Raw genomic sequence first — 18130 nt, forward strand, 5'->3', positions numbered from 1 at the left:
CCTCTTTTCGTCTACTTGACGTTAATCATCTTATCCTGTTCATGTCAGGTTGACGAGAGTGGGGGTGTGCGACCATGAGTAAAACGCGAGGGCCCGAAGCATGATGTGGGAATAGGGCCGAGCCACCATCGGTTGCCGACGGTGGAAGTGGCGTACGAATGTCGAACCACCACGTGGGAGCTTGCAGATGACTGTCCAGGACGAGACCACCAAGACCGGTGGCATCCTCCTCAGCGATGAGGCGGCGGCCAAGGTCAAGACTCTGCTGGAGCAAGAGGGTCGCGACGATCTCGCGCTGCGCGTGGCCGTCCAGCCCGGCGGTTGTTCCGGCATGCGGTACCAGCTGTTCTTCGACGAGCGCTCGCTCGACGGCGATGTCGTGGCCGACTTCAACGGCGTCTCCGTGGTCACGGACCGGATGAGCTCGCCCTACCTGAGCGGCGCAACGATCGACTTCGTCGACACCATCGAGAAGCAGGGCTTCACGATCGACAACCCGAACGCGGCCGGCTCGTGCGCGTGCGGCGACTCGTTCCACTGATCCCCGTCGGGACACGTCCCGAACTTTGACGCCGCGCCGGCCCGCAGGGGCCGGCGCGGCGTCGTCGTATGGGGGTTCGGGGAGGGTGCGGTCAGCCGGCGGTTAAGGGGTTGCCGCCGGGCGTGACGGTCGCGCCGGTCTCGGCGTCGACGAGCCGGCGGGCGCCCAGCGGTGTGGGAAGCATCACGTCGGCTTTGTTCTCGACGGCCATGTCGGTGCATACGTCGCCGATCCGGGTCACCTCCACCCGGACGGCCACCGCGTCGGCCGTATCGCTCGTGACCACCAGGCGGTCGGTCTCGCATTGGCCGCCCCACGACCACGCGGTCAGGGTGCGGCCGTCGGGGGCCACCGTGTAGCGGCTGAAGCGGGTGTTCGGCTGGGCCGGGTGGTAGGTGTGCGGAGCGGCCCCGGGCAGCCTGGGGGAGGACGTCGAGGTGTCGGGACCCGCGCCGTTGTCGGTGGCGGGTGCGCCGGGTCGGGCCTGGGCGGCATCGCTCGGGGAGGCGGGCGGGGCACCGCTCGCCGCGCCGCCGGGAGCGGCCGGTTCGATCTGCGCCGGTGCGCTCGGGTCGGCGGCGTTCGAACGGGGTGATCCCTCGTCGCCGTCGCCCTGCAGCGCCCAGGCGCCGCCGCCGATGCCGAGCACCCCGACGATCGCCAGGACGGTCATCAACGGGCGCCGGCGCGCGGAAGGTTCGGGTCGGATGCGGTCATCGGGCTCGCCGTGGATACGCATGGCCCTTGGACGCGCCCGCCGCCGGGGCGGTTCCCGAGGCGGGGCGGCCCGGGGCGGTCAGTCGCCGTACTCGGACATGCCCGCCACGAGGGTCGCGCCGTGCGCGGGCACGTCGGTGGCGGGGGCGTGCGAGCCGGCGGGTGCCGCCTTGGCCGGCGTGCGCTCCGGGCCGGGCGTGGTCCACGACGCATCGATGTGACGGCAGTCGCCGCGCAGGTCGTCGAGCGTCTCGGGCTCGGCCTGGGACGGCATCGCGGGCATCACGGGCATCGGGGACATTCCCTGACTCCTCGACTTGACTGATCATTGGGGGATTTCCAGCCTAGTTCGCACGGAGCGTGACGGCACGGTGTACCCATGGGTAGTTTGCGAAGGTCACCGGAGCGAGGTGGGTTAATGTGTGCGGGTTTCCCCACCCCCCTCGTTCGCACCGTTGCTCGCCGTACTCCACAGGAGAGACGTGCCATGCGTATTGCCGTGACCGGATCGATCGCCACCGATCACCTGATGACGTTCCCGGGTCGCTTCGCCGACCAACTCGTCTCGGACAAGTTGCACGTGGTCTCGCTTTCCTTCCTCGTCGACAAACTGGACATCCGACGCGGGGGCGTGGCGCCGAACATCTGCTTCGGCATGGGCTGCCTGGGGTTGTCGCCGATCCTGGTCGGCGCCGCCGGCGCGGACTTCGTCGACTACCGTTCGTGGTTGGACCGCCACCAGGTGGACACCGAGTCGGTGCACATCTCGCAGACCCACCACACCGCCCGGTTCGTGTGCACCACCGACGAGGAGCACAACCAGATCGCCTCCTTCTATACGGGGGCGATGAGCGAGGCGCGGGAGATCGAACTGCGGCCGGTGGCCGACCGGGTCGGCGGCCTGGACCTGGTCGTGATCGGCGCCAACGACCCCGAGGCGATGTTGCGCCACAGCGAGGAGTGCCGCGAGCGCGGCTACCCGTTCGCGGCCGACCCCTCGCAGCAGTTGGCGCGGATGGACGGGGAGGACATCCGCCGGCTCATCGAGGGCGCCGCGTACCTGCTCACCAACGAGTACGAGAGCGCGTTGATCGTGCAGAAGACGGGATGGTCCGAGGCGGACATCCTGAAGAAGGTCGGCGTACGGGTGACCACCCTCGGCCCCGGCGGGGCCCGGGTGGAGCGGGCCGGCGAGGACCCGATCGTGGTGACCTGCCCGGCCGAGGAGGCCAAGGTCGACCCGACGGGCGTCGGCGACGCGTTCCGCGCCGGCTTCCTGTCCGCCATCTCGTGGGGCCTGTCCCTGGAGCGCGCCGCGCAGGTCGGCAACATGCTGGCCACCCTGGTCATCGAGACGGTGGGCACCCAGGAATACTCGCTGCGCCGCGGGTCGTTCCTGAGCCGGCTCGCCGGGGCGTACGGCGACGCGGCCGCGGCCGAGGTCGCGGAACACCTGCCGCTCTGACGCGATGGCCGGCCCTCGGGCGCCGGCCGGGCCCGTTTCGGCCCGACCGGCGCCCCAGGTCGTCGCGGCACGGATCAGGAACGGCGCCGGACCACGTACGCGCTGCCGCGCTCGCGGGGTTCGGCGCGAACGAACTCGTGGCCGGTCATCTCGCACCAGGCCGGGATGTCCAGCGCCGACGCCTCGTCGTCGGAGAGCACGACGACCGCCGTGCCCTCCTCGACGTCGAGGATGCGCTTGGCCAGTTCGATCACCGGGATCGGACAGCGCCGGCCCAGCGCGTCGACCACCACACCCTCCTCGGCGGCGGCCGCGACCGGCGCCGCCGGCGGCTGCGCGACTCCCGCGCGCAGCCGGGCGACCAGGCCCGGGAGCAGCGCCAGGAAACGGTCCACCTCGGCCTCGGCCGTGCCGCGCGGCAGCGAGACGCGGATGTTGCCCTGGGACAACACGCCCATCGCCTCCAGGACATGACTGGGCGTCAGCGTCGAGGACGTGCACGAGGACCCCGAGGACACCGCGAACCCCGCCCGGTCCAACTCGGCCAGCAGCACCTCGCCGTCCACGAACAGGCAGGAGAACGTGACGATGTGCGGGAGCCGCTCGATCGGGTCGCCGACCACCTCGACGTCGGGGATCGTCTCGCGGACCCGGGCGCGGATCCGGTCGACCAGCCCGGACAGGCGCGCGTCCTCCTCCGCCGACTCGGTGCTCGCCGCACCCAGCGCGACCGCGGCCGCCACGATCGCCGGCACGTTCTCGAAGCCGGGCACCCGCCGCGCCTCGCGCTCGTCGTAGGGCAGCGCCGACACGTAGCGGGTGCCCTTGCGCACCACGAGCAGACCGACCCCGGCCGGGCCGCCCCACTTGTGCGCGCTCGCGGTCAGCACCGACCACCCGTCCGGGACCGGCAGTCGGCCCACCGACTGCGCGGCGTCCACGAGCAGCGGCACACCCGCCGCCCGACACGCCGCCGCCACCTCGGCGATCGGCTGTACCGTGCCCACCTCGTGGTTGGCGCTCTGCACACACGCGAGCGCGGTATCCGAACGAAGCGCCGAGGCGAACGCCGACACGTCGAGGCGGCCCGTACGGTCCACCCCCGTCCGGGTGATTTCCGCGGTCGTTCCGCGCTGCTCCGAACGGGCCGCGTGAGTGTCCGCGGTGTGCAGTACAGAGGAGTGTTCGACCGCGCCGAGCACCAGATGGGCACCGACCCGGCGGCGTCCGGCGAGCACGCCGAGCATGCCCAACTGGACCGCCTGTGTCCCGGATGTGGTGAATGACACTTCATCAGGTCGGGTGCCGAGCACCGACGCCACCGTCTCCCGCGCGGCGTCGAGCAGCATCCGCGCCCGTCGGCCGTCGTGATAGCCGCGCGCGGGGTCGCCCCAGCCCTCGTCGAGCGTGCTCAGGAACGCCGCTTTCGCGGCCGGGTGCAGTGGTTCGGTGGAGGCCGCGTCGAAATACGCCATGGGTCGGACCGTAGCCAATAACCGAATCCCGGACGCGTTCGGGCCGTTCGCCCGAACGGACGCACCGTCACATCTACCCGGCCCGCCACACCAGACCTCCGCGCGCGACCCGAATAGGGCTGGAGTAGGGTTTGGCCCGCAGAAACATCCATACCTGTCCGCGCAACGGGTCGTCAGGGAAGAAAAGTTCCCCACCCCGACTCGCGCGCGGGCGAGACATTCGGGAAGGCGCTACGTGAGTCCCTACGGCTCCGACCGCTCGCCGCGGCGCTGGATGCGGCGCAGGGTGCCGCAGCTGCTGGCTCTGGGCCTCGTCACCGCGACCGCCACCGGCTGCTCCGTCGATTCCAAGGACCTGCCGAGACTCGGCCTGCCCAACCCTGTCACCGAGCAGGGTCCGCGAGTCCTGTCGCTCTGGCAGGGCGCCTGGATTGCAGCGCTGATCGTCGGGGCCGTGGTGTGGGGGCTCATCCTGTGGAGCGTCGCGTTCCACCGCCGGTCGCGCACCAAGATCGAGATCCCGCCGCAGACGCGATACAACCTCCCCATCGAGGTGCTGTACACGGTCATCCCCGGCATCATGATCGCGGTCTTCTTCTACTTCACCGCGCGTGACGAGACCAAGCTCGAAGAGCTCTCCAAGAACCCCGACAACGTGATCAACGTGGTCGGCGTGCAGTGGAGCTGGTCCTTCAACTACAAGGGCGACCCCGCCGACGGCACGGTCGACGTCTACGAGCAGGGCACGCCCGGCAAGAGGCCGACGCTCTACCTGCCCGTCAAGGAGTCGGTCCGGTTCGACCTCACGTCGCCGGACGTCATCCACTCGTTCTGGGTGCCGAACTTCCTGTACAAGAAGGACATCATCCCGGGCCGCACGAACAAGTTCGAGGTCGTTCCGACCAAGAAGGGCACCTACGGCGGCAAGTGCGCCGAACTGTGCGGTGTGGACCACTCGCGCATGCTCTTCGACGTGAAGATCGTGGACAAGGCCGACTACGTCCAGCACCTCAAGGAGCTGGCCGCGAAGGGCCAGACCGGCGAGCTGCGCAGCAAGATCAACGAGCCGGCCCCCGTTGACGCGCACGGGAAGAAGTGACGAGTGACAATCCTCAGTGAGCCACAGACCGTGGCCCCGGACGGGCCACCCCCGATCCGCCGGAAGCAGCCCGGGAACATCGTCGTCAAGTGGATGACGACCACTGACCACAAGACGATCGGGTCGATGTACCTGATCACCTCCTTCGTCTTCTTCTGCATCGGTGGTGTGCTCGCGCTGCTCATGCGCGCGGAGCTGGCTCGCCCCGGCACGCAGTTCATGTCGAACGAGCAGTTCAACCAGTCGTTCACGATGCACGGCACGATCATGCTGCTGATGTTCGCGACGCCGCTGTTCGCCGGCTTCACGAACTGGATCATGCCGCTGCAGATCGGCGCCCCCGACGTGGCGTTCCCGCGCCTGAACATGTTCGCCTACTGGCTGTACCTGTTCGGCTCGATCATCGCGGTGGCCGGCTTCATCACCCCGCAGGGTGCCGCCGACTTCGGGTGGTTCGCGTACGCGCCGCTGTCCGACGCGGTGCGGTCGCCGGGCATCGGCGGCGACATGTGGATCATGGGTCTGGCGATGTCGGGCTTCGGCACCATCCTCGGTGCCGTCAACTTCATCACCACGATCATCTGCATGCGCGCGCCCGGTCTGACGATGTTCCGCATGTCGATCTTCTGCTGGAACGTCCTGCTGACCTCGGTGCTGGTCCTGATGGCGTTCCCGGTGCTCGCCGCCGCGCTGTTCGCGCTGGAGGCCGACCGCAAGTTCGGCACACACGTCTTCGATCCGGCCAACGGCGGACCGATCCTGTGGCAGCACCTCTTCTGGTTCTTCGGCCATCCCGAGGTGTACATCATCGCCCTGCCGTTCTTCGGCATCGTCTCGGAGATCATCCCGGTCTTCGCGCGCAAGCCGATGTTCGGTTACAAGAGCCTGATCGCCGCGACCATCTCGATCGCGGGCCTGTCGGTCACCGTGTGGGCGCACCACATGTTCCCGACCGGCGCGGTCATGCTGCCGTTCTTCTCCTTCATGACGTTCCTGATCGCCGTACCGACCGGCGTGAAGTTCTTCAACTGGATCGGCACCATGTGGCGCGGCTCGTTGTCCTTCGAGACACCGATGTTGTGGACCGTCGGCTTCCTGGTCACCTTCGCCTTCGGTGGCCTCACCGGCGTCATCCTCGCCTCGCCGCCGCTGGACTTCCACGTCTCCGACACCTACTTCGTGGTGGCGCACTTCCACTACGTGGTGTTCGGCACCGTGGTGTTCGCGATGTTCGCGGGCTTCCACTTCTGGTGGCCCAAGTTCACCGGCAAGATGCTCGACGAGCGGCTGGGCAAGATCACCTTCTGGACGCTGTTCATCGGCTTCCACACCACGTTCCTGGTACAGCACTGGCTGGGTGCCGAGGGCATGGCCCGCCGGTACGCGGACTACCTGGACGCGGACGGCTTCACCACGCTGAACACGATCTCGACCCTGGGCTCGTTCCTGCTGGGTCTGTCGATCCTGCCGTTCTTCTACAACATCTGGAAGACGCACAAGTACGGCAAGAAGATCACCGTGGACGACCCGTGGGGCTACGGCCGTTCGCTGGAGTGGGCGACCTCCTGCCCGCCGCCGCGGCACAACTTCACGAGCATTCCGCGGATCCGTTCCGAGGCGCCCGCGTTCGACCTCCACCACCCGGAGATCGCCGCGCTGGAGTACCTCACCGACGAGCGTTCCGAGGCATCGCCCGAGCTGGCGAAGGGAGCCGAGAAGTGAAGTTCAACGGTGTCCTGTTCGCCGTCCTGGCCGTGTTCCTGCTGCCCGTGACGATCGTCTACTGGGTGCTCTCCGAGGACCCGACCGGTACCACCGCGCTGTCGCTGACCTTCGGCCTCGCGCTGATGATCGGGTTCTACCTGATCTTCACCGCCCGGCGGATGGACCTGCTCGCGCAGGACAACGAAGAGGGCGAGATCGCCGACGACGCCGGCGAGTTGGGCTTCTTCGCCCCGCACAGCTGGCAGCCGCTGATGCTCGCGCTCGGCTCGGCGCTGCTGTTCCTGGGCGTCATCTTCGGTTGGTGGCTGGCGATGTTCGCCGCGCCGATCGTCGCGATCGGCGTCTTCGGCTGGGTCTTCGAGTTCTACCGGGGCGCCGACCAGCGCTACTAGGACCGCCGCCGCGGGCCACCGGTTCGCAACCAACGCAATACGGTTTCGCCACAAGGCCGATCATCCGAAAGGGTGATCGGCCTTGTGTGATATCTACAAGGGACTCCGACACCCTCGAATGTCACCGATGTGTGACTGTTCGCCGGTTGTAGCAACCTCGACGGGGGGTCGATGCGTCAAATGGGCGCAAGGGAGTACCAGGACGAGGGAGGAACACGCGTGCCCCGGATACACGGAGCATCGCGCACGGGGGCAGCGGGCGGCGGCATACGCCTCTTCGCGGGACTCATGGTGGCGCCGCTCATATTCATCGCAGGCTGCTCGTCCGACGGCGGCAAGTCCGAACCCGGCGGCTCCGGAGGTACTTCCGGCGGCACGGGGGGCGGCACGAACAAGAAGGTCGCGGCCGGTCCGGCGACGATCGCGATCACTCCCGCCGACGGCACCAAGAGCGTGGAGACCGACGGTGTGCTCAAGGTCGACGCGACCGGGGGCAAGCTCACGTCGGTGGTGGTGACCGACGCCAAGGGCAAGGCCGTGGACGGGCAGCTGAGCCCCGACGGCGCCGGCTGGAAGCCGACCGCCCCGCTGGCCAACGGCGGCGCCTACACGGTGGCCGCCAAGGCCGCCAACGCGGACGGCGCCGAGGTCACCGCGCAGAGCAAGTTCAACACCAAGTCCGCCGACAACACCTTCGTGGCCGACTTCAACGTCGCCCCCGACAGCACCTGGGGCGTCGGCGCCATCATCTCGCTGAAGTTCAACGCGCCGATCAAGGACAAGGCCGCGATCGAGCGCAACCTCAAGGTGGTCAGCGAGCCCGCCGTGCAGGGCTCGTGGTCCTGGCTCAAGGACCTCGATGGCAACGACCGGATCGACTACCGCCCGGAGAAGTACTGGGCGAGCGGTACGAAGGTCAACCTCAAGGCCAACCTGACCGGTGCCAAGGCGGCGCCGGGCGTCTACGGCAAGCAGACCAAGGACATCAAGTTCACCATCGGCCGCTCGCTGGTGGCCACGGCGGACCTGAAGTCCAAGCACATGTCGCTGAAGAAGGACGGCGTCGAGGTGGAGGACCTGCCGATCTCCGCCGGCGGCCCCAGCTACCCCACCTGGGGCGGCACGATGGTCGTGCTCGACAAGGAGGACGGCATCAACATGGACTCGGAGACGGTCGGTCTCGGCGATGCCTACAACATGAAGAACGTCCGGCACGCGGTGCACCTGACCACCTCCGGCACGTACGCGCACGGCGCGCCCTGGAACGAGGGCAAGTTCGGTCGGCAAAACGACAGCCACGGCTGTATCGGACTCAGCGCCACCAATGCCAAGACCTTCTACGACATGGTCATCCAGGGTGACCCCGTGGAGGTCGTGAACAGCACCGACAAGATCGTCAAGGCCGGCAACGGACTCGGCGGCTGGAGCGTGGACTGGGCGACCTGGCTCAAGGGCAGCGCGCTCGGCGACAGCGGTTCGACGGCGGCTCCCGCCGCTCCGGCCGCGTAGGGCGCGGCTCCCGAGGCGCGGAACGACAGCAGACGGGGCCCGTGACCGGGCTCGACACGGTAGGGCGAACCGCCCGATCGCGCGATCCGACCGATGGTCGGGATCATGCGATCGGGCGGTTTGTCTGATTATCCGAATGAATCGGGACCATCCCGGCCACTCTCGCTGCGGCAACACGCGCGTGCTCCGCGCTCGCCCCGCACGGCTGGAGGTCTCGCATGATGCGGAATGGAGCTGTTCGCCCCCGGTGGCTCTGCGCGGCCCTCGTGTCGGCACTGCCCCTGGTGTTCGTCGCCGGCTGCGGGACATGGGACAAGCACCGCGACGCCGACAACCCACGCCCCGACGGGAGCGTCGCCCGGGTGGCGGTGGACGTCCGGCCGGATCGACCCGCGCAGCCGGGCCGGCCCATCGTGGTCAGCGTGCGCGACGGCCGGCTGTACGCGGTGAACCTGGTCGGCCCCGACGGCAGGGCGGTGCCCGGGGGCAACGCGCCGGGCGACGCGACCTGGTCCAACTCCGAGCCGCTGGGCTACGCCACCAGGTACACGCTCACCGCGTCCGCGGTGGACGCCTTCGGGCACACCACGACGCGTACCGAGGACTTCACCACGATCGCCCGGGACGCCGAGTTGACGGTGGACACGGTGGCACCCGACGCCGATTCGACGGTGGGCGTCGGCATGCCGATCACCGTCACCTTCCACAGACCGGTCACCGATCCCGCGCAGCGCGCCGAGGTGGAGCGGCATCTGGAGGTGTCCACCTCCGAGCCGGTCGAGGGCGCCTGGGGCTGGGTGGACGACGAGACGGTGCGCTACCGGCCCCGGGCGTACTGGCCGGTCGGCACGAAGGTGGCGGTGCTCACCAGTCTGCTCGGGGTCGACTTCGGGCACGGTGTGTACGGCGGTCCCGGCGGACGGGTCGGCTTCGCCGTCGGCGACTCGGTGATCGCCACGGTGGACTCCGGGGCGCACACGATGACGGTCAGGCGCAACGGCACCGATCTCAGGACCGTCCCGGTGACCACCGGCAAACCCGGCTTCACCACCCGCTCGGGCACCAAGGTCGTGCTCGGCAAGGCGCCGCACGTGCTGATGGACGGCACCACGGTCGGCATCTCGGCGGACAGCGGCGACGGCTACCGGCTCGACGTGGAGTGGGCCACCCGGGTGACCTGGAGCGGCGAGTTCGTGCACGCCGCGCCGTGGTCGGTGGACTCGCAGGGCAGCGCCAACGTGAGCCACGGCTGCGTGGGGATGAGCACCGACAACGCCAAGTGGTTCTACGACCAGGTCAAGCTCGGCGACGTGGTCACCGTGGTGAACACGGGTGATCCCAAGGCGATGGAGCCGATCGGCAACGGCTATGGCGAGTGGAACCTGGCCTGGCCGGACTGGCTGGCCAGGAGCGTCGCGGGAGCGGGGACGACCCGGCCGCTGTGAGGTCGATGTCGCCCCGCCGCGATCACCGGGGCCGCGTCGGCCCGCGGTCGGCCGCGAAGGGCCCTGAGCGGCCGGCTGCGGGCCGAACGACGAAGGGCCCCACCGGATGTCCCCGGTGGGGCCCTTCGTCGTTCCTGCGCGTCCTACGGGTCGTGCCGATGTGGCGTCAGCAGCCCGGCCCCGGTCGCGTCAGTGGTGACCGTGTCCGCTGGTCAGCTCCTTGTACTCCTCCGCCGTCGGCTTCTCGATCGGCTCGGCGAAGTACCAGTGCGACATCCGCGACCGCAGCTTGTCCGAACGCTTGACCTTGCGGGCCACGCCGTTCTCGTCCTCGGCCGCGTCCAACTCGTACGGCTTCGGCTGCTCGTGCGCGGTGAGCGTGTGCCGCATCCCCGGCTCCAGCGGTTCGTGGATCTCGATGAACTCGCCGTGCGGGAGCTTCTTGATCACACCGGTCTCGCGACCGTGCAGGACCTTGTCCCGGTCCCGGCGCTGCAGACCCTTGCAGATCCGCACCGTGGCCAGGTAGGCCAGCACCGGGGCGACGAAGAACGCGACGCGGCCGATCCAGGTGATCGCGTTGATCGACATGTGGAAGTGCGTCGCGATGATGTCGTTGCCACCGCAGACCCACAACACGCCGTAGCAGGTGATCCAGGCGACACCCAGGCCGGTGCGCACCGGCATGTTGCGCGGGCGGTCCAGGAGGTGGTGCTCACGCTTGTCGCCGGTGATCCAGCCTTCGATCCACGGGTACATCGCCATGAACGTGAACAGCACACCGGGCAGGATCAGGGACGGGATCAGCACGTTGAAGCTGAACGTGTGGCCCCAGATGTTCCACTCCCAGTTCGGCATCAGGCGCAGGGATCCCTCGAGGAATCCGATGTACCAGTCGGGTTGGGAGCCCGCCGTGATCTGTCCGGGGTTGTATGGACCGTAGGACCAGATCGGGTTGATCTGCACCAGGCCGCCGAGCGCGGCGGTGATACCGAACACGATGAAGAAGAAGCCACCGGCCTTGGCCGCGTAGACCGGCAGCAGCGGCAGGCCCACGACGTTCTTCTCGGTCTTGCCCGGACCGGGGAACTGGGTGTGCTTCTGGTAGAAGACCAGGATCAGGTGGACGGTCACCAGACCGACCATGATCGCCGGGATCAGCAGCACGTGGATGGTGAACAGGCGCGGGACGATGTCCTCGCCCGGGAACTCCCCACCGAACAGGAAGAACTGCACGTAGGTGCCGACCAGCGGGATCGCCAGGACGACGCCCTCGGCGATGCGCAGACCGGTACCGGAGAGCAGGTCGTCGGGCAGCGAGTAGCCGGTGAAGCCGTTGACCATGGCCAGCACGAGCAGCAGGAAGCCGAACAGCCAGTTTATTTCGCGCGGCTTGCGGAACGCCCCGGTGAAGAAGATCCGGAACATGTGCACGAACAGCGACGACACGAAGATCAGCGCCGCCCAGTGGTGGATCTGACGCATCGCCAGACCACCGCGGATGTCGAAGCTGATGTCCAGCGTCGAGGCGTACGCCTGCGACATGTGGATGCCCTGCAGCGGTACGTAGGAGCCGTCGTAGACGACCTCCTGCATGCTCGGCTTGAAGAACAGCGTGAGGAACACGCCGGTCAGCAGCAGCACGATGAAGCTGTACAGCGCCACTTCACCGAGCATGAAGGACCAGTGGTCCGGAAAGACCTTGCGCAGGTTCTTCTTCGCCGCGCCGTAGATGCCCAGCCGGCTGTCCAGCGCGTCGGCCGCGCGAACGGCCGCGTTGTCCGGGATCGGGGTGCTCTTGTCGGCCCCGCCCTTGGGTTGTTCGCTCGACATCAGCCACGCTCCCAGAAGCTCGCGCCGACCGGTTCCGCGAAGTCCTGCGACGCGGCGAGGTTACCCGCCTCGTTCACATGGATCTTCAACTGCGGCAGCGAGCGAGCGGCCGGGCCGAATACGACCTTGCCGTCGTCCGCCAGGTCGAAGGTGGACTGGTGGCACGGGCACAGCAGGTGGTGCGTCTGCTGCTCGTACAGGCCGATCGGGCAACCCACGTGGGTGCAGATCTTCGAGTACGCCACGATGCCCTCGTGGCCCCACGCCAGTTCCTTCTTGGACTTGACGTCCTTCGGCTCCAGCCGGACCAGCAGGATCGCGGACATGCCCGCCTTCTCCAGCCAGCCGTGCGAGAGCTCCTCCTTCTGACCGGCCGGGCCGTACTTCTCGACCAGACCCTCGGGCAGCGCCATGGTGAGCGAGCCCTTGACGATGTCGTCCGGCTTGATCGGCAGGCCGGTCGCCTCGTTGATCAGCTCCTTGCCCGGCTTCCACTCGGTGTGCCGGAGCTTGGTGCCGGGCATCGGGCCGAGGTCGCGCAGCAGCACGACGCCGGACAGCGGCACCAGGGCCATCGCGCCGATCATCGTGCGCCGGATCAGCGGCCGACGGCCGATCACCGAGTCGGAGGCGCCCTGGGTGAACTCGCGGATCGCGTACTCGCGGGTCTCCGGGTCCGAGGTGAACTCGTGGCGCTCCTGGACGATCTCCTCGTCCGTCATCAGCGTGCGCGCCCAGTGGATCGCGCCGGCGCCGATGCAGAACAGCGCGATGCCGAGGGTGCCGCCGAGGGCGGCGTTCTGGGCACCGATCTTCCCGAAGAAGAAGATGTCGATGATGCGGTCTTTGTCGATGCCGACGTACGACCAGATGAAGCCGATCGTGGCCAGCATCGAGATCACGAAGAGGAACGCGACCTGACGCTCGGCGCGATTGGCCGCCTTCTCGTCGATGTCGGTACGGCGCGGCTCGTGGGCCGGCAGGCCGGGGTCGGCGAACGGGTCGCTTTCCGCCGGAACATGTGCCGAGGCGGGAACCTCGGGCAGGTGCTCTTCGGGCACTTCGGATTTGTCCTGGCTACTCATTTGGTCCTGGCCTTGGGGGTCCGGGCGGCAATCCAGATCGCACAGCCGATCAGCAGGCCGAGCGCGATGATCCAGCCGAAGAGGCCCTCGGAGACCGGGCCGAGGCGGCCGAGACCGAGACCGCCGGGGTTCGGCTCCTTGTGCGTCGTCTCACGCACGTAGGTGACGATGTCCTTCTTCTGCTGCTCGGGCATCGTGCTGTCCGGGAACGAAGGCATGTTCTGCGGGCCGGTGAGCATGGCCTCGTAGATGTGCTTCGGGTCCACGTTCTTCAGCGGCGGTGCGAACTTGCCCTGGGTCAGGGCGCCGCCCTCACCGGAGAAGTTGTGGCACTGCGAGCAGTTCGTGCGGAACAGCTCGGCGCCGTTGACGATGTCGCCGTCGGGGGCGTACATGTTCGCCGTCGGGATCTTGGGGCCGACGCCGAGGGAGGCCACGTACGCGGAGAGCTGCTCGATCTGCGCCGGGGTGTAGACCTCGGGCTTGCGCGGCGCCTGGGCGCCGGGCTGCTGGAGGGGCATCCGGCCGGTCGACACCTGGAAGTCGACGGCGGCCGCGCCGACGCCGACCAGAGGGGGACCGTCCGAGGAGCCCTGGGCGTCGAGCCCGTGGCAGGTCGAACATCCGCTCAGGTAGAGCTTCTTGCCCGCTTCGACCGCGATGGAGGCAGAGTCGTCGGCCTCCGCCTTCTTGGCGGGCGCGAACGCGGCGTACAGCCCCCCCGTGGCCGCGAGCGCAAAAATGAGTACGACGATCGCCGCCAAGGGGTGGCGTCGCCGCGCGGAGAGCTTTTTCACGGATAACCCCGGTCCAATGTCGTCTGCGTAGGAAGTGTCGGACGTCTACCTGATGACGTAGATCGTGAAGAACAGACCGATCCAGACCACGTCGACGAAGTGCCAGTAGTACGAGACGACGATTGCGGCCGTGGCCTGCTCGTGCGTGAACCGTCGGGCCGCGTAGGTGCGTCCGAGGACCAACAGGAAGGCGATCAGACCGCCCGTCACGTGCATGCCGTGGAAGCCGGTGGTCAGGTAGAAGACCGAACCGTAAGCCGACGACGAAAGAGTCGTGCCCTCCTTGACCAGCTCCGTGTACTCCATCACCTGACCGCCGACGAAGACGGCGCCCATGATGAAGGTGATGATGAACCACATGCGGAGCTTCTTGACGTCACCGCGTTCGGCCGCGAAGACGCCGAGCTGACAGGTGAGCGAGGACAGCACGAGGATCGTCGTGTTGCCCGTCGAGAACGGGATGTTCAGCTCACCGGCGTGCTCGCGCCAGGCGTCCGAGCCGGTGACCGACCGGATGGTGAAATACATCGCGAACAAGGCCGCGAAGAACATCAGCTCCGACGCCAACCAGACGATCGTGCCGATGCTGACCAAGTTGGGACGGTTGAGTGTCCCGTGTGTCCCGTGTGAGGGGGGCCCGGTTTCTAGTGAAGTTGCTGTCGCCACGGCGGCCATTATTGCGGTCGCCGGATCTGCCCACACTTCGGGGGGTAACCCTCGTTGAACGTGTCGGGGTTAGGCTCTGGTTCCGTGAGTGGCTCCGCAGGCGATGCCGGGATGTTCCTGGCACACGCGACCCCAGGGAACGTCCCGCCCGAACTGACCCCCATTCGGCTCCTGACCGGGTGGGTGTTCGAGCCGATCCCGATCCTGGTCGCGATGGTGTTCGGCGGGCTCTATCTGTACGGGGTGCACAAGCTCAGGGCCCGTGGGGACGCGTGGTCGCGGTGGCGCACCTTCTCGTTCCTGGGGTTGGGTCTCGGCACGTTCCTGATCGCGACCGAGTCGGCGCTGGCCGCCTACGACACCGTGTTGTTGAGCGTGCACATGGTGCAGCACATGGTGCTGGCGATGATCACGCCGATCTTCCTGGCGCTGGGCGCGCCGATCACCCTCGCATTGCGCACCCTGCCGACCAAGTGGCGTAATCGGCTCAACGCCCTCCTGCACAGCAGATTCTCGAAGGTGGTCACCTTCCCGGCCTTCGCCGGCTTCGTCTTCGTGCTCAATCCGTTCGCGCTGTACTTCACGCCCTGGTACGAGCTGACGCTGCGGAACACGTTCATGCACGACATGAATCACGTGCACTTCGTGATCATCGGCTGCATGTGGTTCTGGCCACTGCTCGGGCTCGACCCGATGCCGCGCGCGAGTCATCCGATGCGGTTGCTGGCGGTCTTCGCGACACTGCCGTTCCATGCCTGGCTGGGCATCGCGATCATGAGTTCGTCCACCGTGCTGGCCGGTGACTGGTACAACGACCTCGGTCGCGACTGGGGCGCGAGTCCGCTGTCCGACCAGGGCACCGCCGGCGGGATCCTGTGGGGCAGCGGCGACATCATCGGACTGCTCGTCTTCCTCGTGTTGTTCGTGCAGTGGGCCAAGGCGTCCGAACGCGAGGCGGTGCGCGAGGACCGGCGGCTCGATCGACTCGAACTGATCGAGGCCGGGCGCAAGGCCCGGGAGGAGCGGTTGGCGCGTGAGGCGGCGGCGGGCGGCGAAGGCGCCGAGGGCGCCGAGGGCGCCGGAAAATCCGTCGCGAAGAGCACTCTTGCGGGTGACTCTGCCCGAACGGAGGACGGCGATTCGGCCGTCCGGGTGGCCCGCGGGGTCGAGCCGAGGCCGGCGGGCGCGGCCGAGTAGCGTCGCGACATGATCCTCGAACGGTTCCTCCGCCGGCGGCGTGCCGAGCCGGTGCCCGCGCTCGTCGACGACGGCACGCTGGTCGTGGTCGGCTCCTGCTTCGATCCGGCGCGTGCCGACTCGGCGGTGGTCGCGGAGATGCGGGCGGCCGGAGTGGCGGTGGAGACCGGTCCGTTCGTGATGCGGCACCTGGTGACCCTGCCGGATCACGACGCGGTCGCGGAGGCGACCCGGATCCTGGCAGCGGACGGGTGGGCGGTCACGGTCGTGGCGGCCGACGAGCGGCCGCTGCGGGTGCGGATCGCGCGGCAGCAGGTGCTCACCGGCCTCGAACCGGCCCGCGAACGCACCCGCATGGCGGGGCTGGCGCAGCGGTTGGGCGGGGACGCCGAGGGCTACGAGGTGCTGGCGCGCGGGTGAGTCGGGCGGAGCCGGGTGGTCGGGCCGGGATCGGAGCGTGACGAGCCCCACATTCGCGCCGGGAAAAGCGCTAACATCCTGGGCGGATCCAAGTTGTCGTCCCGTACCCGGACTCAGGCAGGTGGACATGACGCGCGGCGAGACCATGACCGTCCTTGTGTACAGCGACGACCGCAACACCCGTCGGAAGGTCACCCTCGCGCTCGGGCGCAGGCCCGCCGTCGACGTACCGTTCGTGGAATACCTGGAGTGCGCCACCGAGCCCGCCGTGATCGAGGCGATGGACAAGGGCGGCGTGGACCTCGTGATCCTGGACGGGGAGACCGCCCCCGCCGGCGGCATGGGCGTGTGCCGGCAGCTCAAGGACGAGATCTACAACTGCCCGCCCGTACTCACCCTGGTCGGTCGCCCGCAGGACGCGTGGCTGGCCACCTGGTGCCGGGCCGACGCGGTGGTCGCGCATCCGCTGGACCCGCGCACGCTCGCCTCGGCGGCGGCCGACCTGATCCGCGGGCGGATCGCGGGACGTCAGCCGGCCTGACCGCATCGCGGATAACCGTCGGGCAGCGGCGGCCGCGGTCGGTACGCTGGCGCCGACTCATCCGATGACACTGCGGGAGCGGACCATGGGCGCCTCGGCCTCTACGTACCAGAGCGGCGGCAACCCGGCGGCCCGTTCCTGGCGCGACCTCCTGGCCTCGCTCATGCGGGGTGACGACCTGCCGGCGGATGCCACGGCGTGGGCGATGGACCACATCATGACCGGCGAGGCCACGCCGGTGCAGGTGGCCGGGTTCGTGATCGCGCTGCGGGCCAAGGGCGAGACCGTGGACGAGGTCTCGGGCCTGGTGCGGGCGATGTACGAACACGCGTCGACCATCGAGGTGCCCGGCCGCACGGTGGACATCGTCGGCACCGGCGGCGACCTCGCCCGCACGGTGAACATCTCGACCATGTCCGCGATCGTGGTCGCGGGCGCGGGCGAGACCGTGGTCAAGCACGGCAACCGGGCGGCGTCGTCGGCCAGCGGCGCGGCCGACGTGCTCGAAGCGCTCGGTGTGGTGCTGGACCTGACCCCGGATCAGGTGGCCCGGACGGCCCGGGAGGCGGGCATCACGCTGTGCTTCGCGCAACGTTTCCACCCGTCGCTGCGGCACGCGGCGCAGGCGCGGCGCGAGCTGGGCGTGCCGACCACGTTCAACTTCCTGGGTCCGCTGACCAATCCGGCACGGGTCCGGCACCACGCGATCGGTGTCGCGGATCTGCGGATGGCGCCGATCGTGGCCGGTGTGCTGGCCGATCGTGGGGCCACCGCGCTGGTCTTCCGCGGTGACGACGGGTTGGACGAGTTGACCGTGACCACCACGTCGCAGGTGTGGATCGTGCGGGACGGCGCCGTGCGCGAGGACCGGGTGGATCCGCGTGATCTGGGCATCGCGTTGAACGGGATCGAGACGCTGCGCGGTGGCGACGCGACGTTCAACGCGGAGGTGGCCCGGAAGCTGCTCGCGGGGGAGAAGGGCGCGGTGCGCGACGCGGTGTTGTTGAACTCGGCGGCGGCGCTGGCCGCGCTCGGCCCGGGAGACGGATCGCTGACGCAGCAGTTGGCGGCCGGGATCGAGCGAGCGGCGGAGGCGATCGACTCGGGGGCGGCGCAGGCGGCGCTCGATCGATGGGTGGGCGTGACGCGGTCGTTCGCGCGGGAGTAGCCGGAGGCGGATGTACGCCGGGTGGGCCGAGGGCGGCCTGCCCGGCGTCGTCGTG

Annotated in this window: 18 protein-coding genes; 11 read left to right on the forward strand and 7 right to left on the reverse strand. The window is 68.6% G+C overall.

Annotated features, from left to right (window positions below):
* The first annotated feature begins 187 nt into the window (after positions 1-187).
* Positions 188-541 carry a HesB/IscA family protein gene (locus B4N89_RS21870; RefSeq protein WP_020553010.1) on the forward strand — a complete coding sequence of 118 codons (354 nt, stop codon included), beginning with the start codon at positions 188-190 and terminating at the stop codon, positions 539-541.
* A gap of 91 nt (positions 542-632) precedes the next feature.
* Here B4N89_RS21870 and B4N89_RS21875 read toward each other — a convergent pair whose 3' ends face one another.
* Both B4N89_RS21875 and B4N89_RS21880 read right to left on the reverse strand, forming a co-directional pair.
* On the reverse strand, positions 633-1214 hold the full coding sequence (locus B4N89_RS21875) for a hypothetical protein (protein WP_078977525.1): 582 nt from the start codon (positions 1212-1214) through the stop codon (positions 633-635).
* Between the two features lie 123 nt (positions 1215-1337).
* Complete coding sequence (locus B4N89_RS21880) at positions 1338-1559, reverse strand: hypothetical protein (RefSeq protein ID WP_078977526.1); 222 nt, start codon at positions 1557-1559, stop codon at positions 1338-1340.
* A 186-nt stretch (positions 1560-1745) separates the two neighbouring features.
* Between B4N89_RS21880 and B4N89_RS21885 the strand changes: the two genes are divergently transcribed.
* Positions 1746-2723 (forward strand): carbohydrate kinase family protein, encoded by a 978-nt coding sequence (locus tag B4N89_RS21885; RefSeq protein ID WP_078977527.1) that lies wholly within the window; start codon positions 1746-1748, stop codon positions 2721-2723.
* Between the two features lie 74 nt (positions 2724-2797).
* Here the strand turns inward: B4N89_RS21885 and B4N89_RS21890 are convergent, their stop codons facing one another.
* The gene (locus B4N89_RS21890) at positions 2798-4198 is read right to left on the reverse strand and encodes a cysteine desulfurase/sulfurtransferase TusA family protein (protein WP_078977528.1); all 1401 of its coding nucleotides are present in this window, start codon (positions 4196-4198) and stop codon (positions 2798-2800) included.
* 235 nt (positions 4199-4433) lie between these two features.
* On the opposite strand from B4N89_RS21890, the gene coxB reads away from it, so the two are divergent.
* The 5 genes from coxB to B4N89_RS21915 all read left to right on the forward strand — a co-directional run bounded on the left by coxB (position 4434) and on the right by B4N89_RS21915 (position 10368).
* Positions 4434-5297 carry a cytochrome c oxidase subunit II gene (gene coxB / locus B4N89_RS21895; protein WP_078977529.1) on the forward strand — a complete coding sequence of 288 codons (864 nt, stop codon included), beginning with the start codon at positions 4434-4436 and terminating at the stop codon, positions 5295-5297.
* Positions 5298-5300: 3 nt separating this feature from the next.
* On the forward strand, positions 5301-7019 hold the full coding sequence (gene ctaD / locus B4N89_RS21900) for a cytochrome c oxidase subunit I (protein ID WP_078977530.1): 1719 nt from the start codon (positions 5301-5303) through the stop codon (positions 7017-7019).
* Positions 7016-7414, forward strand: coding sequence for a cytochrome c oxidase subunit 4 (locus B4N89_RS21905; protein WP_078977531.1), 399 nt, complete (start codon positions 7016-7018; stop codon positions 7412-7414). The genes ctaD and B4N89_RS21905 overlap by 4 nt, the downstream gene beginning before the upstream one ends.
* Before the next feature lie 219 nt (positions 7415-7633).
* Positions 7634-8923 (forward strand): L,D-transpeptidase, encoded by a 1290-nt coding sequence (locus B4N89_RS21910; RefSeq protein ID WP_161500782.1) that lies wholly within the window; start codon positions 7634-7636, stop codon positions 8921-8923.
* A 218-nt stretch (positions 8924-9141) separates the two neighbouring features.
* Positions 9142-10368, forward strand: coding sequence for a L,D-transpeptidase (locus B4N89_RS21915; RefSeq protein WP_078977533.1), 1227 nt, complete (start codon positions 9142-9144; stop codon positions 10366-10368).
* Positions 10369-10557: 189 nt separating this feature from the next.
* Here B4N89_RS21915 and B4N89_RS21920 read toward each other — a convergent pair whose 3' ends face one another.
* Genes B4N89_RS21920 through B4N89_RS21935 form a run of 4 tightly spaced genes read right to left on the reverse strand, consistent with a single transcriptional unit; the run spans position 10558 to position 14758 of the window.
* Positions 10558-12201 (reverse strand): cytochrome b, encoded by a 1644-nt coding sequence (locus B4N89_RS21920; RefSeq protein WP_101897139.1) that lies wholly within the window; start codon positions 12199-12201, stop codon positions 10558-10560.
* Complete coding sequence (locus B4N89_RS21925) at positions 12201-13286, reverse strand: ubiquinol-cytochrome c reductase iron-sulfur subunit (RefSeq protein ID WP_201260881.1); 1086 nt, start codon at positions 13284-13286, stop codon at positions 12201-12203. The genes B4N89_RS21920 and B4N89_RS21925 overlap by 1 nt, the downstream gene beginning before the upstream one ends.
* Entirely contained in the window at positions 13283-14083 is an 801-nt protein-coding gene (locus B4N89_RS21930) for a c-type cytochrome (RefSeq protein ID WP_078977535.1), read from the reverse strand. Before B4N89_RS21930 ends, B4N89_RS21925 begins: the two co-directional genes overlap by 4 nt.
* Positions 14084-14128: 45 nt before the next feature.
* Positions 14129-14758: a cytochrome c oxidase subunit 3 gene (locus B4N89_RS21935; RefSeq protein WP_078977536.1), complete on the reverse strand. Its 630-nt coding sequence runs from the start codon at positions 14756-14758 to the stop codon at positions 14129-14131.
* A gap of 75 nt (positions 14759-14833) precedes the next feature.
* Between B4N89_RS21935 and B4N89_RS21940 the strand changes: the two genes are divergently transcribed.
* From B4N89_RS21940 to trpD, 4 genes are all read left to right on the forward strand, one after another.
* Positions 14834-15946 (forward strand): cytochrome c oxidase assembly protein, encoded by a 1113-nt coding sequence (locus tag B4N89_RS21940; protein ID WP_235618725.1) that lies wholly within the window; start codon positions 14834-14836, stop codon positions 15944-15946.
* A 9-nt stretch (positions 15947-15955) separates the two neighbouring features.
* Positions 15956-16366 (forward strand): ribonuclease E inhibitor RraB, encoded by a 411-nt coding sequence (locus tag B4N89_RS21945; protein WP_078977538.1) that lies wholly within the window; start codon positions 15956-15958, stop codon positions 16364-16366.
* Between the two features lie 127 nt (positions 16367-16493).
* Entirely contained in the window at positions 16494-16907 is a 414-nt protein-coding gene (locus tag B4N89_RS21950; RefSeq protein WP_078977539.1) for a response regulator transcription factor, read from the forward strand.
* An 85-nt stretch (positions 16908-16992) separates the two neighbouring features.
* On the forward strand, positions 16993-18075 hold the full coding sequence (gene trpD / locus B4N89_RS21955; protein ID WP_078979527.1) for an anthranilate phosphoribosyltransferase: 1083 nt from the start codon (positions 16993-16995) through the stop codon (positions 18073-18075).
* Positions 18076-18130 lie beyond the last annotated feature (55 nt).

It is taken from the genome of Embleya scabrispora, assembly GCF_002024165.1.
GTDB lineage: Bacteria > Actinomycetota > Actinomycetes > Streptomycetales > Streptomycetaceae > Embleya > Embleya scabrispora_A.

Excerpts from the sequence above, each read along its gene's own strand:
- trpD (WP_078979527.1), top strand. The coding sequence starts at position 16,993 with ATGGGCGCCTCGGCCTCTACGTACCAGAGCGGCGGCAACCCGGCGGCC.
- B4N89_RS21885 (WP_078977527.1), top strand. The coding sequence starts at position 1,746 with ATGCGTATTGCCGTGACCGGATCGATCGCCACCGATCACCTGATGACG.
- B4N89_RS21935 (WP_078977536.1), bottom strand. The coding sequence starts at position 14,758 with ATGGCCGCCGTGGCGACAGCAACTTCACTAGAAACCGGGCCCCCCTCA.
- B4N89_RS21880 (WP_078977526.1), bottom strand. The coding sequence starts at position 1,559 with ATGTCCCCGATGCCCGTGATGCCCGCGATGCCGTCCCAGGCCGAGCCC.
- B4N89_RS21925 (WP_201260881.1), bottom strand. The coding sequence starts at position 13,286 with ATGAGTAGCCAGGACAAATCCGAAGTGCCCGAAGAGCACCTGCCCGAG.
- B4N89_RS21945 (WP_078977538.1), top strand. The coding sequence starts at position 15,956 with ATGATCCTCGAACGGTTCCTCCGCCGGCGGCGTGCCGAGCCGGTGCCC.
- B4N89_RS21890 (WP_078977528.1), bottom strand. The coding sequence starts at position 4,198 with ATGGCGTATTTCGACGCGGCCTCCACCGAACCACTGCACCCGGCCGCG.
- B4N89_RS21875 (WP_078977525.1), bottom strand. The coding sequence starts at position 1,214 with ATGACCGTCCTGGCGATCGTCGGGGTGCTCGGCATCGGCGGCGGCGCC.
- B4N89_RS21920 (WP_101897139.1), bottom strand. The coding sequence starts at position 12,201 with ATGTCGAGCGAACAACCCAAGGGCGGGGCCGACAAGAGCACCCCGATC.
- B4N89_RS21950 (WP_078977539.1), top strand. The coding sequence starts at position 16,494 with ATGACGCGCGGCGAGACCATGACCGTCCTTGTGTACAGCGACGACCGC.
- B4N89_RS21870 (WP_020553010.1), top strand. The coding sequence starts at position 188 with ATGACTGTCCAGGACGAGACCACCAAGACCGGTGGCATCCTCCTCAGC.
- B4N89_RS21915 (WP_078977533.1), top strand. The coding sequence starts at position 9,142 with ATGATGCGGAATGGAGCTGTTCGCCCCCGGTGGCTCTGCGCGGCCCTC.